Source organism: Bacillus sp. CH_70 (assembly GCF_038007045.1).
GTDB lineage: Bacteria > Bacillota > Bacilli > Bacillales > Bacillaceae_G > Bacillus_A > Bacillus_A cereus.
Window position 1 is genome coordinate 103,134 of the sequence record NZ_JBBOWL010000002.1, and the last position, 16,683, is coordinate 119,816.

Genomic DNA, 16,683 nt, shown 5'->3' on the forward strand with positions numbered 1-16,683 from the left:
AAAACTCCAGGCTTATTTTTTATTTTGTTCCGAACATCTTATCGGGATCCATAAATGCAGCTAATTCTTCATCATTTTGCGTTTGTGGTTCTTCATCTTTAACTGGTTCTAATTCAAAGTAATCACCAAAGTTAATATTGAAGTCATCGTCCGAGTCCTGCGCTTCAATAGTATTAATTTGTGACTTTGTATATTGAATTTGACTCTGTTTTTCCTTAAATTCGTTATATTCTTCAACTAATCCTTTAGATAAACGTGATGGTAGTGCATCTGTCTTATAGAAAGTATACACGCTGCCCATAAAGTCATTTTTACTCACTAAATAACCATTAAAAACAGTTCCATTGATTGGTAGTTTATTTGTCACTTCTACTTTTGCATCATCCATAAATGAGTCATCAATGTTCTTCTGTTCATCTAAAATTGCTAACATACCAAAATGATGTACCTTCGATGCCTCTAAATCTCCATTTTCATTTGTCTTCATCAGGTCAATAGGGTGATGGAATGAGCTTCCTTTCAATGATTCTGAGAACATATCTACAATTTCTTCACTGTTTTCAATTTGATTCATATTACGTGAAATCTTATTAATTACTAAACAGCCTGTTCTTTCTAGTAAAATTCGTTTAAAGTCCTGAGAATCTAGAATTACTGATGTTCCTGAACCATTTGCAGCTGTATTTAACTCATGAATAATATCTCCAATGCGTTGATTTGCATAGTCGCGTGAGTTTCCAATGCCTTTTTTCTCATTTTCGTTTAATCCCTTAAACTCATCATAGAAGTGTTGGTTATCTGCAAATACAACAAATGCAACGCCTTTCGCTGGATCATTAGCTAACTTCCAAATTTCTTGTGAAAATTTATTCACCTGTCTTAGTACATCAGGCCCATCCGCCCTAACTGGAAGTGTAACTACAATACCCATTTTAATGAAATCTTTACGCTCAATAGCATTATTGAAAGCAATTCTTGCATACTTTTGTTGATTTTTTATTAATTCTTCTCTAGGAATTTTCATTGCCATACTTTTAAGTTCTTCAGCAATTACAGGTTTATTATGAAAAGCGGAGAATTCTTCAATTGCTTGAATAATTGTAGATGTACCTGTACCACCGCCTAAACCTGCAAAAAATAGTACTAATTCATCAGTTGGTCTAACACGTTCCGTTATGAATTCTTTTAATTTATCTTTAGCTTCTTCATTAGATTCTAAAACCTTTACAGCACGCTCAGGATTCTTACCCAAACCACCTAATTTTAGTGAAACTTGGTTACTTTTCGGCACATTTTTCAGTTCAGCTAAATCTCCATCATTACTATTCAATGCTAGGCAATTATAAACTGCTGTACCGTCTGTATGCTTATACTCAGCAAACTTATCTACCATTCTAGTTCCAGCTTGACCAAAACCAACCATAGTCATTTTCACAGCTACTTCGTTTTTCAGAAAGTTTTTTGCCATTATTTTATCTCTCCCTTATTCTCATTACTTTTTTTACGTTTCCCTAATTCAACTAATACTTGTTGTCCCCTAATAGTTGAAATTAAAAACTTATACGGATGCATAATTTTTTCTGTTATTAATGACATTGAAGCTAAAGTAGCAACACTACCTTCTGCCGATCTTCTTGAAATGTTAGTTCTTTCAAGTTCTAATGAATAGGATTTACCCTTAGGTTTCTTTACTCTCCTATCAATAACAACACTTTCTACTATTTCATTTATTGAGATTCCTCTCATATACTTTGTCTCTTGGTATTGTTTGTTTACTTGAGATCCTATGTAATGAAATACATTGTAGAGTATTTCGTCTCCTTCAATAATGTCTGCAAACATTTCCACAACTTCTTCAGTGAATTTGTTTTGTTTATATTTTTCACTTAATACCTCGTTCAAGTTGTCCCCCCCTTAAAACGTTGGTTAATTATTCCTAAAAATATATTACATCATTGTAAGACGTATATCAAGTCATTATATATAAGACTTATATTAAGTTGTTATATATAAGACTTATATAATATTTACAAAATGTAAAATTGAAACAATGTCCTATATATCAACGTCAAATATATAAGACGTATATGAAAGTCGTTCATATAAGCAGTAAATAAAACATGTTAATATCAGGTTTCATATAACTAACAATAACCATTAAATAATAAATATGAGTGCAGTATTTATGTATATTTTAATCTAGAATTATAATTCCAATATATAATACTCCTAAAATAACGTACTATTATCATGGTCATTTGATTTATACACCTTATATATACGAACTACATATAAGACGTATATATAAACACTTATTATTAAAGGTTTTATATGATTTTATATTAATTCCATATCAATAGAATATTACCACGGATTATTACACGACTCATTTAAAGGTCTTATATGAAAGACTTATAAATAAAATTTGTATATAACCCTATAAAAAAAGAGTAATACTTTTTAAGTATTACTCTTTTAACTATATAGTTTTATATAAAACACTTAGTTTATTGAAAAGAACTTCATGATCTTGCTTCTTATTTACCAACTCATTTCTCCCTTTGTTGTCAACAGAAAGGAAAGGGGATGTTAATGTCATATTATATTTAGTTATTTCTTTTATTAATTCTGTAGTAATTTCAGAGATTTGCAGGAATAATACATAAAATTGTGATTCATTTTCATTCAATTGGCTAGTTTTATAGTTAAGTTCTACAAACTTGTCAGTATAACTTGTCAATTTCATATCAATATAATCTCTATAACTAACATGTGAAGTCATAATGCTGTTAAACTCAGCTAAATTAAATAATTTCTTTGTTAGACATAGGTTTACTAAATAAATCCTGTATAAAGCTTTAAATGAAATAACATATTTAGCTCTTTTTTTTATTAATTGGATGTATTCACCGTATTTGTTAATTAAATATCTTAACTGATTTGATTTTATTCTCAAAATTCTACTAACCTGTGAGGTATTATACGTTTTATAAGGATCTAGTGCTGCAAACTGTAATGGAATTATCTCATACTCATTATTTAATGTGTTGATTACTTTAGTATAAAGAAAGTCTGTTTCAAATTCACTTTGTATTATCCTTGTTATTAACCCATATTCTGTGTTCCAATTCCGCATTTTTTCACCCCTTAAATCAGATTGTAACATGCAAAATATGAAATATACACAATTTTCATTTACTTTATTATGTTTATTTACTTATTTCTTTTATGATGTAATTTTTCCTTCTGACAAACGGATACCTCTACAGAATTAAATACAATTCTGTTTAATACTTAATTTTATCCATGCAAAAGTATATTCACTGTACATTTTAACTATTTTTGATACTCTACACCTACATGACGAAGTACATATGACGAATCCTTTTTTTATCATTAGAGTTCGTCATATGTTCTCTTATCTATGTCGAAGTACATATGACCAACTCTAATAGAAATTTTCTACTTGATATCATTAGATTTAATTACCCACACCTGACGAAATGATATATGTTTTTAAACCGAGAGTTCCTAGGGGATAATGGGTTACTTTTTTGTAAATTTCAGTTAAAATATACTTTAATCATTTTTATGTACTGAACTGCTGAATTTATCCAATATTAATTACTTTCATTTGTTGACAATTGCACTCAATTTTATGCAAGTTTCCGTATATTATTTTCATATCAAGGGAGTGTTTAAAATTGAAAAAATCATTTGATTATACCGTTAAATATATCGTCGGGGAAAATGATCGTGGAGTTTATTTTAATCGTTCTGACATTTTTACAGTTTTATTTTTATATGAACAACGAACAGTATCTCAAATTCAATTACGCAAATTTTATGAATTGATAAGTGGGGAACCTATAAGTCGAACTACATTTTCATCAAAGCTAACCAAGTGGGCTAAAATGAAATTAATAAAAAAAGAAAACATAAGTGTGAGAAAAAAGCGCGGATTTACATTGGATTTTGTTTCTATCTCTTCAAAAGGGGTTGAAATATTATACCGATTGAAATTAATTTCTGATTGTAGTACCTCATTTGTTACCAAAAGGCAGTATGAACACAATATAGCTATTACACAATTTGTATTAAATTTACTTGAAGCAGAATCCCAAAATGAACATACTGGTGCTATTGTAGGTGGTAAGGGAGATTATCTTTTTCCGCTAAACTCGATTGTGAAGCAAAACTTACATTTACCAAACCTAATGTACTCCAATTCAAATGATGCTTACTTTTTATACGAAGATGAAGAGTATCGCGAAATGTTTCAACCAGAACTTCAACCCGTTTCTTTCCTACCAGATTTACCTCAACTTGTATATTCTTTTCGTCCATCTAAAGAATTTTATCCTGACTCAAAGGGAAACCCATTAATCATTCCTGATTGGGTTATTACTTGTAACAATTCTATTATCAACATTGAAGTTGATACAGGATCGGAAAACATTCCGTTTTTAGAAAATAAGTTAAAAAAATATCTCGATATCGCTGCCGCTAGCCCATCTAAGCAGTATTACGTGTTATTTTCTGTTATCGATGACTCCTACCATACCATTTCTACTTACAAAAAACGGACAACACGTGTAACAAATTTAAAAAAAGCCTTTAGCAATATACCACGTTTATGTGTAGTGGATAACCTCAATGTTTACGTATGCAATATGGGTGGGGCGGCACTTGTAGTAAATAATATTCTTCAAGAAATTCGCAAAACTAATAGTGTAAGTAAAAATCACCTACTCAAAAAAATCACTGAACGTTTAAACATAAATTCTTCTTTCCCTTATTCGGTAGAGTGGATATCTAATAAAAATGAAATGCAAACGAAAGGAATGCAGCATTCTAAACTACTTGAGCTAACAGATGACATTTTGGTATTACGAAAAAAATCATCTGATGAAGAAAAAAATTCTTTAGATTACTTAGAAATATTATGTATATCAACAATACTTAAGGTAGGGGAGGTTAACGCACACTTTAAATTACAACAATTATCAGGATTGTTGGCCATGCAAAATCAACACCGAACACTAAACCCAATTAAGATCTTGGGGATATATGAAGCGGATGAATTAGAGCGTGGGCAGCAAGCCATTTTTACTGATTTGTTTCACAATTCCATAGCACCAGAGAATATATTATTGGCTACTTCTGCTGAATTGCTTAATTTCACCGCTGCTTTTTATTCGTTAAAAGAGAGGGTGAAACAAGAATTTGGAGAATGCAGTTCAAAAGAATACTGAACTCAATAATGCACCAGGTAATGGGGAGGACCCAAAAGCCGGAAAGAGCAAAAAAAATTCCTATACAGTTACAATCGATATTTCGAAAAGCTGGAAATGTCGTTTAGCAGCCCGCTCATCTTACTATGTTGTGACATTACTACTTCTGCTAGCTTGGTATTTTGCTTTTAGAGGAATTTATAAATACGCTTCTTTCTGGTCGATACAAATGGGGGCTTCATTACCTACTTTAAGTATCTTCGGTAATCCATTTGAAACTAATTATTACATTGAAACCTTTTTTAGCTTTTGGATTTTAATTTATACTTGGCAACTATCAACCAAGGTTAAGACCTACCAGGAGATAAAGCGTAGATGGTTTATATTCTCGATGATGTTAATTGGTATAGTTGCCCAGTACTTATGGGCGTTTAGTGTTCCATTAGCTAAGATATTTATTCCATTCTTAAACTCGAAAGCTGGAGAGGTTTCACTAAATGACAAAGGATTAGAAGATACTATCCTTTCAAATTTCAGTAATATCATGCACCTTGTATTTGCTATACCTGTAATTATTATTATTCTCGTACTCTTATGGCTCTTTAAGATTTTTTTTGAACATAAAAAAGAGCTTTTAGATGAATTCGGAAAATGGGAATACGTATTTAAAATACCTGGTTGGATGCTTTCCTTTTTGAATGATGATCGACAACGAAAACTTGCTACTTCATTACACAAATTTTTCACTGAGAAAAATCCATCAAAATTGCCAGAACCTGATATCTTTCTTGGTCCTAACAGTGCTACACGGGAAATGGCAGTTATACAGGGCAAGTCTCTAACGCTTAATATAATGATCATCGGTAACATTGGTACAGGGAAATCCGCTGCCCTAGGTTTGCCAATTGCCAATCAAATTCTTGACTATATGGCTTCCATGATTAATAACTTTAAAACTTTATATGCAAGAAAAGATTATCATTCAGAGGATGTAAAAGGAACGCAGGTTAATGGTCTTACTGTTATCGAGCCATCAAATGACTTCTGCGAAAAAGTATATAAATTGGTATTAGCACACAAAATTCCCGAAAGTGTTATTTTCTATTTAGACCCAACAAATCCTGATACCCCTTCAATAAATTTTGTACGTGGTCCAGTCGATAAGGTTGCTGAGATGTTATGTTCAGTATTAACGGGGCTCTCTGATAATGGCGCGGGAAATCCTTTCTTTGTTCAATCTGAGCGTTCGCATCTTAAACAACATATTTACTTGTTAAAACTCCATGATTCAAAATTTGAAGCTAGATTTGAACATTTAATTGATTTGTATAATGATGCTAATCTCGTTTTTGAGATGCATCTCAAGTTAAAAGAGCGACTTCCTAATGATATTGAATCTATACCTGATAGAGATGAACGAAATCATTGGCGCATAATGAAGCAAGTTGATGAATGGTTTGATTTAAATTATGTACCTGAAATTTCTGGCGGTCGTGGGGGAGGGGAAGTTGTTTATCATACTGAAGGGAAATACTATGGGCAGCCAAAGATTATTGATAAACAAGAAACCTTCGTTCGTGGTTTACGAAACACATTAAATGATATTTCAGCTCAACCTCTGCTCCGTCGTGTATTATGTGGTCCATCAGATTTTGACTTTGAAAAGCATTTGGAATTTGGAGGTATCCTTTTAATCAATACAGCGAAAGGGGAACTTTCTGACCTATCTGATGTATTCGGTAAATTATGTTTATATGCAGTGCAAAATGCTGTTTTCCGTCGTAAACCTAACGTATCTCCATACCATCCCGTTTTAGTTGATGAGTTTGCTGATTACATTTATAAAGCATTTAAAAGTTTTCCTGCTCAATCACGTAAATATAAAGCTCCTTTAATTGTTATTGCACAAACCATTAGTCAATTAGCAATTGAACATGGCCCAAGATTCATGGATATCCTGTTAGGTACATTTCGTAATAAACTTGTTTATGGTGATGTTACTAATGAAGATGCTAAATTGTTTAGTAAGCTTATGGGTACGAAAACAATTTATGAAGCACGTGAAGGCGATCAAGAAATTGATATGGTAACAGCTGAAACGAAAACTCAAAGTACACGTAGAACATCCTACTCTTATTCGAAAACAGAGGTACCCATTCTTTCTGAAAATGATATATTGATTCAAAAAGCATTCCAGTGTGCTGCTAAAATTGTAAAAGATAATGCTCCTCAAGGAGGAATACAAGTAAATGCAAACTTTGTTCCTGCCACTGAGTTTAAAACAGCTAAGATTCAAGTTGATGCAGAAGCAGCTGCTTATTGGCTAAAAGTACGTGAAGAGTCATTGAATACGGAAATTAAATATGATGATTATGTTACAGATACAGATGTTGATAGTGAAGAAACTGTAATTGAGGAATTGAGTACACCTAAAACAGTGCCTACTGCAATAGATGGTTGGTTACAAACGTTAAATCCTGATACTTACGATTTTTATAATAATGAAGATGATACTGACAATGAAGGTGATTTAACAAATAATCAGTCTGTGCAAGATTACTCAAGAAATTCTGCTCCTAAGCTAGAAAAGGATGACGCTACAGCATCAATTGCTACTTCTACTTCAACAGAACCCGCAAAAATTAATGAAGTAATCAATGTTCAAAAAGAAAATGTACCAGACACAAGTATACATAGAGAACCTATTGAAATTAACAAAAAAGCATCAGTTATTACTGAAACCCCAATAGAAGTGCCAAGGGCGAAGCATACACCACAATATAGAGAGCCTGCTTACACATCGACTGTAACTCATAATCAGCAAGAACAGGAAATTCAACGAACTGCAGAAATCAATGGTAAAAATACAACATCTAACTTAACAATGCAATGGTTACAGCAACAAATGGCTGCTACTGTTTCTCAAGATGATAAAAACACATTACCTATAGATGAAATGCAAGGCGGCTCTCGTCTTCACAATCGTAAAGTAGCAGAAGTAACCCCAGAAAGTGCGGCAATTAAGGATAAACTCAGTCAATATATCGAAGGTGACATTGACCATGATTGATGCACTAAGCATATAACGAATATTTATAACGGTAAAAAGGTGTGGGTTGTATACTCATACCTTTTTATTATTTCATATTCCACTTTCCGCAAGAAGACCATTTCTTTATGCTAAAATTTAATTGAGTTTGTTTAGAAGCAGAAAATGGATTAATTATTAAGGGTTGGAGGAATGACATTGGAAATAGCCAAATTAAATTTGCCCATTGATAGTATGCACTTTTTACTTAAGCATCAAATTAAAGGAAATGAATTTGAATGTCTCAATGTAGAATTTTACACCTATTCAAATGGTTTTCTTTTAGATATAGTGGAATGGACAAAACAAAATGATTTTTCTCTATCGATATTGGATAAAGATTATACAGAAGCGTTTTTAGCGAGTTTAGAGAAGTTTAAACCATACCTTGTTATTGGGAGTAATATGGATTCAGGTAATCTAATTGCTATCTACCAGCCCACAGGAGAAATATATGAGCTAGAACATGAGATTACGGAAAGAGTAGAAAGATATTTTGTTAATTCTTCTATAGAGAAAATGTATTCCTGCTTCAATTGCTTTAAAAAGTATTGGGTTCAGCTAGCAGAGCAGGAGCACTACAAAGATTGTGATCTAATAAAGACTTTTCATGATTTGAAGAACAAATTAGTCGAGCTTGATAATAACATATTAATTAATGATGATAACTACAATAGACACTTTTGGAATTGTTTATATCATGGCAATTTAAACTTTCTTTTGGAAAAGTCAGACGAGAAATAGATTATCTTTAATTGAGATACTTACTGGAGGAACGTGTTCAATACTATGGGAGATATTTTGTTAAAATGTAAAATCAAAATTGTGATGATTTTCACTTAAACAAACGGGGCAGGTTAGTTTAAATTCAATTAAAAAGACAATAACAAAAAGGAAGGGCAACAGACTGCCCCTTCCTTTTATAATTCAGGTAATGAAACCCTTGCAATAACACTTTCGTCTTCAGTTAAAATCAAAATTTGATAATTGGCATCCACATCTCCGTCACCAAATTTCTGAATAAAGGCTTTTCGCAATTTTTTTCCCTGCTTGCTTTCTTGCTCGGCATCTACAAACACATTAATATTCCCTGCATAATGTTCATCCGCCTCAACCCTATACTCCATATTGAAATCATCGACCAACACGGGGTCAATCATGGCTTTAAGGTCAGTATCTATGAAGGTTCTTGCTTTTTCGATTCTCCTATTGTCTTTCTCAATCGCCTGGTTTGCTGCCTCCTCCAACTTAGCAGATTTTTTTTCTTTAGCGGCTTCCTCTTCTTCTGTTAACTCTGGATTTTGAATGTTATACAGCATGTCTTCCAGGTCGTCACACACAACCCCAGGACTCGAAGCATTTGCAACCATTTCATCTATGCTGGCGTTTGTGATCCCAGCTTCTTCCAACTGGTCCCATTCCTTGTCAAGAAACCCGCACTTACCATATTTGCTGTCATAGATGACATTGCTTGCTTTCTTTGTTACAGCTCCTGTCTCTAATTGAAGATAAACCAAGGGCAATAGTACTGCTGCTACAACTCCGGCAATGATTAGCTTTGTCGATTTTCTCAAGTTGACCCGTCCTTTTATGTGAAATATTTGCAATAAAGAGCATAATTAGCATAAAACATTGGAAGCCGCATATCAATTAAAAATTTTAGCAAAAATAAACCAAGGCTCAATTCATTTCCGATCCGCTTGACTTGCATTTCGCCTGTAAAGTATAGAAACGCATAAATGTACTACGTGTTTGAATCTGGATATATGAATAGTCTATTGCTACATAGTCTTTTAGAAGGGGACTTTATTACTGCTAGAAACTTTTTAGACTATCAATGGATTCTCAATTACCCGTCATGATGAACGGAAGAATACATATGGCTATTACCCTGAAGAAAAATGACTGAGGTGTTTTCTTTCTTCAACAACGGACAAAGCATTCCTTTAATGCTTTGTGAACAATTACACTTAAACAAACGGGCGCTTTTCTTCAATAAGCATCTTCAACAATCGGGCGCGATTGTTGAACAAAAATTACAAGGGTGATACATATTACACATGACTAATATGTATCACCCTTTATTTTTTATGACTTTTTGTGTTTTAGGTATTGATAATAAATTTAAAGGTATCTGCTTCTTTTTACATAGATTCTATAATTATTTGTCTTTCATACCACTTGTTTAGTTTTTCATTAACACTTTTTGAAATACGCTTCATTTTTTTATTACAAAATCTTGAGAGTGTAGCAGGGGATAGACCTATTTCATCTGCTATCTCACGCATTGTTTTATTTTGATGCATATGCTGATGCATAATTTTCTCTCGAACCATATCCTCTGATCCTACAGTAGGTTGTTTTACTGTATCTACAATATAACGCTCCTCTTGCTTCTCTTGCGTATCTATTGATTTTTTCTTCACCATGCTATCTATATTATTCATCAATTCTTTTGGAGGTAAAATAATGATTCCCAACTTTTCAAAGTAATTCTTAAACCAATTGCGTTCTCCTATCTTTGTTTCATCCAATTCTTCTGCATATGCCCAATGTGAAATGACATTTTCTTTTTCTAAATCATTTAAAACATTTTCTAGTTGTTCACGAATTCGAGTTGGGCGCCCCTTTGTAGTTGTAATACCCATTACAGACAGTAAACCTTTTTCTCCACCAATGGAGTATGGTCTTTTTAAAGTACTGTATTGTTGACGGATTCGCCACTGCCAGGATAAATAACGTATTAAACGTTTATGAAACTTGTGTCTATAGCTATTATACTCTAATGCTTTTTTCGATAATAAAGCAGTTGTGCTATTAGATCCATACAAATAGCCCGATAAAAAACTACCTGGTTTAATCTTACAGGATTCTATCCCCATATATTCATTAGTATTCTTATCTCTCCATAACACTACAGAGTCCAGTACGAATAGCCTTTTGATTACTTCACGTTTTACTTCAAATTTTTCCCCTGTTTCAGCTTGATCGTTCAATACTACAACTTCATTATCATCATTCAAATAAATAAAGATGCTCGCTAACGCTGCAATACGTTGCGCTACTTTTATCTTATCTTCTGCACGATAATACTCTACACCGTTTGCTGATGCTTTTGGCATATTACATAATTCCAACACATTTTCATAGCTAAAATCTATGAATTCATCTGGAGATTTAGCTTGATTTAACCATTGTATTGTAATGGTATCCAAACAGTCTGCTGTAAGATCATCCATATTACTAATTACTCCATCAACCAATATAGACCATCTTTCTGCTTCGTTTGTATTCACTAATCTCAAATCCTCATCCTTATGTGATGATAGTTGTGCAACTCCGCTTGAATTTTTTGTTTCTAATGGCAGTACCGGTTTTGCTACTGCTTCATCTTCCTCAAAATGATTTTTTGCTATTCCATCACGTAATTGATAGTACATTGCGTCATTGGTTACAGGATAGTAATCATCCGATATATCTTCTATATGTTCTGTTACCTGACTATCTTCAAAAATTGAAATTTGAGTTGGTTCAACTGCTTCAACTTTTTCTCCGAATTCTTGTTCAATGATCTTATCTAGTACATTTTGAATCTCAACTTTATATTTATTCAGATTGGCATAAATGTTTAACAACGATATTCCTTGCTCTTGTTTCTGACCTAACCAAGAAACAAGTGTCGAAAAGGAAGGGGACATATTAGCTGATGTTACTAATTTATCATGATTCTCTTGTACTTCTTTATAATATTTATTCCATTTGGCCCATAACTGCTTGTTTTCTTCATAAATTGGAGCAGCAAGTAGGAGGGCATCACTAAACAATGCTAACACTTTCTCCAAAATTAAATACCTCCTAACAATGTTAATTACAAATATAATTTGAATCTTAAAAATGTGAAACGTCATAGCTATATGATGGCTATATAACCTTTAAGTTGAAACATTATCAGAATAATCCACACGATTGTTGATTTTTACTCGTTCTATTGTGGATCATTTAAATTCTCTTTACTTGTCTTTAATTATATAAAACTGCTTCTATTTGTAAAATCATTACTTTACAATACAATTTCAATTTTTGAAAGTTTTTAATGCTCAAATTCAGTTACTGTTACATTTTTAACATCTATATTTTTGATTCAAAAAGTTGTAAACCTGAGTGATAAATATGTAGATGTAAGTCCTTGGATATCGTATTCTTCAGTTTTCCATTCTCTAAATCTTCTTCATCAACAATAATAGTTTTTGAAGCGACTCGATTTGTTAGCTTATTAATTATGGGGCTTTCCTTTAAAAGAAACAAAGCAAACAATAAAAGCGCTTGCATAATTAAAAATCCGAGTTATAATACTTGTATACAAGTATACTTGATTAACATGAGGTGAATTTATGGCGAAATCAATGGAATTTCTTTATCCTGAAAAATGGCTTTCAAAAGCTTCTACAGGTGATCGTGTTGCGAGCGAACTGAGAATGCGCATTATTGCAGGGGAAATTGAAAGCGGTACCATCCTGTCGGAAAATAAATTAGCTGCCGATTTTTCTGTAAGTCGGTCACCCGTTCGTGAAGCATTAAAAGTACTAGCTTCTGAAAATATTATTCGCTTAGAAAGAATGGGCGCAGTTGTCATTGGTTTAACCGAGAAAGAAATCGAAGAAATATATGATGTTCGTTTACTTATAGAAAAGTTTATCTTTGAGCGACTTGTAAAGTTGGACACAAATGATTTAGTAAGAGAACTAAATAAAATAATGGAAATGATGAAAATCGCCATTAAATATCATGATTCTGATGAGTTTTCTTATCAAGATCTTTTATTCCATGAAACGATTATTCGAACCATTGAGCATTCCTACATCCTGATGATTTGGAATAATTTAAAGCCTGTTATGGAAAGCTTAATCCTTTTATCAATGCGTACTCGTTTCAAGGAAAAGTACGAAGACTTTGAACGGGTTATTAAAAATCATGAGCTTTATATAAAAGCAATCGAATCAAAAAATCGAGCCCTCATGATTGAGGCCTTACATCTAAACTTCGATGATGTTCAAGGGAAAGTTGAAGATTTCTGGATGTCACAACAAATGTTATCTAAAGGAGTAGAGCAAGGACATGAGTAGCTATATGTTAGGTATAGATATCGGTACAACAAGTACGAAAGCAGTTTTATTTACTGAAAAAGGCGAAGTCATCCAAACCGAGAATATTGGTTATCCACTTCGCACACCGGATATATCCACAGCGGAACAAGATCCAGAAGAGATTTTCCAAGCTGTTTTACAAGCAATATCAAATATAACGAAACAGCATTCAGATAAAAAACCATCGTTTATTTCATTTAGCAGTGCTATGCATAGTGTCATAGCTATGGATGAAAATGATCATCCGCTGACACCTTGTATCACTTGGGCAGATAATCGTAGTGAGGCATGGGCACATAAAATCAAAGATGAACTGAATGGCCATGAAGTTTATAGACGAACAGGAACACCTATTCACCCAATGTCACCATTAAGTAAAATTACATGGATTGTGAATGATCATCCGGAAATTGCTATTAGAACGAAAAAATATATTGGAATCAAAGAATATATCTTCAAACAATTCTTTAATCAATATGTTGTTGATCATTCCATCGCCTCGTGCATGGGTATGATGAACTTAAAAACACTAGATTGGGATGAGGAAGCTTTAAAAGTTGCTGGTATAACACCAGCTCAATTATCTGAACTCGTACCAACCACCCAAATATTTAGTAACTGCAATCCAGATTTAGCCCAAAAGATTGGTATCGATTCACAAACACCGTTTGTCATTGGTGCCAGTGATGGGGTGCTTTCTAATCTAGGTGTGAATGCAATTCGAAAAGGTGAGATTGCTGTCACAATTGGGACAAGTGGTGCTATTCGGACCATCATTGACAAGCCACAAACAGATAAAAAAGGAAGAATATTTTGTTATGCCTTAACTGAAAAGCATTGGGTAATTGGTGGACCGGTAAACAATGGCGGAATGGTCCTTCGTTGGATTCGTGATGAACTTGCTTCATCAGAAGTAGAAACTGCGAAAAGACTAGGAATTGATCCATACGATGTATTAACTAAAATAGCTGAACGCGTGAGACCTGGTGCAGACGGATTATTATTCCATCCATACCTCGCAGGTGAACGTGCACCATTATGGAATCCAGATGTACGTGGCTCCTTCTTCGGTTTAACGATGTCACATAAGAAGGAACATATGATTCGTGCAGCTTTAGAAGGCGTTATATATAATTTATACACTGTATTCTTAGCGTTAACCGAATGCATGGATGGTCCTGTAACCCGTATTCAAGCAACAGGCGGCTTCGCAAGGTCTGACGTTTGGCGACAGATGATGTCCGATATTTTCGCATCTGAAGTCGTTGTTCCAAAGAGCTACGAAAGCTCTTGTCTAGGTGCATGTATATTAGGTCTCTATGCCACAGGAAAAATTGATTCTTTTGAAATCGTTTCCGAAATGGTTGGCAGTACCTACAAACATACACCGAAAGAAGAAGCAACAAAAGAATACAGACAATTACTGCCTATATTTATTAACCTATCAAGGGCGCTAGAAGACGATTATACACGAATTGCAAATTATCAAAGAAATTTAATAAAGTAAAACTTTCATGAGTAATCCCCCACGCCTCGCTTCTATCTAAATCTCGAGGTGGGGGGCCTTACTGCCTACAAATAGTGGGATAAATATAAATACAAATACAGCTAAGATTAGGGGGGAACTACGATGCCATTAGTCATTGTAGCAATTGGGATTTTAGCATTACTTTTACTGATTATGCGCTTTAAATTAAATACCTTCATTTCATTAATCATTGTATCGGTCGGGGTTGCTTTAGCACTTGGAATGCCACCAGAAAAAATTTTTAAAACCATTGAAGCGGGATTAGGCGGAACACTTGGTCATTTAGCACTCGTTTTTGGACTTGGTGCGATGTTAGGTAAGTTGCTTTCAGATTCTGGGGGCGCACAACGCATTGCCATGACTCTTGTGAAAAAATTCGGTGAAAAGAACATTCAATGGGCTGTTGTGACTGCCTCATTTATTATCGGGATTGCATTATTTTTTGAAGTAGGATTAGTATTATTAATTCCGATTGTATTTGCGATTTCAAGAGAATTAAAAGTTTCTATCTTATATCTCGGTATTTCGATGGCAGCAGCTTTATCTGTAACACACGGATTTTTACCGCCACACCCGGGACCAACTGCTATTGCTGGTGAATTGCATGCAAACATCGGTGAAGTATTACTTTACGGCTTTATGATAGCGGTTCCAACAGTTGTGTTAGCTGGACCTGTATTTACTAAACTTGCAAAAAAGCTAGTACCTGATGCGTTCACAAAAACCGGTAATATCAAATCTTTAGGTGAGCAGAAAGTATTTAAACTTGAAGAAACTCCTGGCTTTGGAATCAGTGTTTTTACCGCTTTACTGCCTGTTCTTTTAATGGCAGTCGCTACAATTATTACTTTGCTGCAAAAAACAATGGGATTCAAAGATAATAGTTTACTAGCAACGATCGAGTTTATTGGGAATGCGGATACTGCCATGTTGGTATCCTTACTAGTTGCGATCTATACAATGGGATTGGCAAGAAATATTCCAATCAAAAACGTGATGGAATCTTGTACAACAGCGATCTCGAATATTGGGATGATGCTCTTAATTATTGGTGGAGGCGGAGCTTTCAAACAAGTATTAATTGATGGAGGCGTTGGTAACTATGTAGCCGAATTATTCAAAGGAACTTCATTATCACCAATCTTGCTCGCATGGATTATCGCTGCCATTTTACGTATTTCATTGGGTTCTGCTACGGTTGCTGCATTAACAACTGTCGGTTTAGTGATTCCGATGTTAGGTCAATCTGATGTTAACCTTGCTTTAGTTGTCCTTGCAACAGGGGCTGGTAGTTTAATTGCTTCACATGTGAACGATGCTGGTTTCTGGATGTTCAAAGAGTACTTTGGTTTAAGCATGAAAGAAACATTTGCAACATGGACTTTACTTGAGACTATCGTTTCTGTAGCCGGATTAGGGTTTACTTTATTATTAAGTTTATTTGTATAGATCTTTCTAAACAGTAAAAGGGATACGGAAGCTGTTTAATGTGATTTTTCATAATTAACCGGTTATTTTTCATGATTGATTAATAAGGATGACAATTTCTCTTTATTTTTTAACTTGATAATGATGTGCCGTGTCCCTATAACCTTTTGCACGAATACTGGCGGAGCCTATTGAAATGAAAAAGATTGATTATTTGATTAAAGTGTTATTTTAGGTATATATACTATAATACAGAGTAAC

General features: G+C 33.7%; 11 protein-coding genes. 6 read left to right on the forward strand and 5 right to left on the reverse strand.

Features of this window, described 5'->3' with window-relative positions; all coding sequences use genetic code 11:
- Nucleotides 1-19 precede the first annotated feature (19 nt).
- From N2V79_RS27510 to N2V79_RS27520, 3 genes are all read right to left on the reverse strand, one after another.
- Nucleotides 20-1,468 carry a cell division protein FtsZ gene (locus N2V79_RS27510; RefSeq protein WP_001097024.1) on the reverse strand — a complete coding sequence of 483 codons (1,449 nt, stop codon included), beginning with the start codon at nucleotides 1,466-1,468 and terminating at the stop codon, nucleotides 20-22.
- On the reverse strand, nucleotides 1,468-1,902 hold the full coding sequence (locus tag N2V79_RS27515) for a hypothetical protein (protein ID WP_001006721.1): 435 nt from the start codon (nucleotides 1,900-1,902) through the stop codon (nucleotides 1,468-1,470). The genes N2V79_RS27510 and N2V79_RS27515 overlap by 1 nt, the downstream gene beginning before the upstream one ends.
- A gap of 577 nt (nucleotides 1,903-2,479) precedes the next feature.
- On the reverse strand, nucleotides 2,480-3,166 hold the full coding sequence (locus N2V79_RS27520) for a hypothetical protein (protein ID WP_002094243.1): 687 nt from the start codon (nucleotides 3,164-3,166) through the stop codon (nucleotides 2,480-2,482).
- A 538-nt stretch (nucleotides 3,167-3,704) separates the two neighbouring features.
- Here N2V79_RS27520 and N2V79_RS27525 point away from each other — a divergent pair.
- From N2V79_RS27525 to N2V79_RS27535, 3 genes are all read left to right on the forward strand, one after another.
- On the forward strand, nucleotides 3,705-5,255 hold the full coding sequence (locus tag N2V79_RS27525; RefSeq protein WP_097946468.1) for a replication-relaxation family protein: 1,551 nt from the start codon (nucleotides 3,705-3,707) through the stop codon (nucleotides 5,253-5,255).
- A complete protein-coding gene (locus tag N2V79_RS27530) occupies nucleotides 5,227-8,304 on the forward strand; it encodes a type IV secretory system conjugative DNA transfer family protein (RefSeq protein WP_340720403.1) in 3,078 nt (1,025 codons plus the stop codon). The genes N2V79_RS27525 and N2V79_RS27530 overlap by 29 nt, the downstream gene beginning before the upstream one ends.
- Before the next feature lie 171 nt (nucleotides 8,305-8,475).
- Complete coding sequence (locus tag N2V79_RS27535) at nucleotides 8,476-9,066, forward strand: SUKH-4 family immunity protein (RefSeq protein ID WP_340720404.1); 591 nt, start codon at nucleotides 8,476-8,478, stop codon at nucleotides 9,064-9,066.
- Between the two features lie 176 nt (nucleotides 9,067-9,242).
- Here the strand turns inward: N2V79_RS27535 and N2V79_RS27540 are convergent, their stop codons facing one another.
- Both N2V79_RS27540 and N2V79_RS27545 read right to left on the reverse strand, forming a co-directional pair.
- Entirely contained in the window at nucleotides 9,243-9,896 is a 654-nt protein-coding gene (locus tag N2V79_RS27540) for a hypothetical protein (RefSeq protein WP_046960426.1), read from the reverse strand.
- A 570-nt stretch (nucleotides 9,897-10,466) separates the two neighbouring features.
- On the reverse strand, nucleotides 10,467-12,164 hold the full coding sequence (locus N2V79_RS27545; RefSeq protein WP_340720405.1) for a helix-turn-helix domain-containing protein: 1,698 nt from the start codon (nucleotides 12,162-12,164) through the stop codon (nucleotides 10,467-10,469).
- Nucleotides 12,165-12,713: 549 nt separating this feature from the next.
- Between N2V79_RS27545 and gntR the strand changes: the two genes are divergently transcribed.
- The 3 genes from gntR to gntP all read left to right on the forward strand — a co-directional run bounded on the left by gntR (nucleotide 12,714) and on the right by gntP (nucleotide 16,443).
- Nucleotides 12,714-13,445 carry a gluconate operon transcriptional repressor GntR gene (gene gntR, locus N2V79_RS27550; RefSeq protein WP_340720406.1) on the forward strand — a complete coding sequence of 244 codons (732 nt, stop codon included), beginning with the start codon at nucleotides 12,714-12,716 and terminating at the stop codon, nucleotides 13,443-13,445.
- Nucleotides 13,438-14,973, forward strand: coding sequence for a gluconokinase (gntK, locus tag N2V79_RS27555; RefSeq protein ID WP_097854146.1), 1,536 nt, complete (start codon nucleotides 13,438-13,440; stop codon nucleotides 14,971-14,973). Before gntR ends, gntK begins: the two co-directional genes overlap by 8 nt.
- 123 nt (nucleotides 14,974-15,096) lie before the next feature.
- Nucleotides 15,097-16,443 carry a gluconate permease GntP gene (gene gntP, locus N2V79_RS27560; protein WP_340720407.1) on the forward strand — a complete coding sequence of 449 codons (1,347 nt, stop codon included), beginning with the start codon at nucleotides 15,097-15,099 and terminating at the stop codon, nucleotides 16,441-16,443.
- The last annotated feature ends 240 nt before the right edge of the window (nucleotides 16,444-16,683 follow it).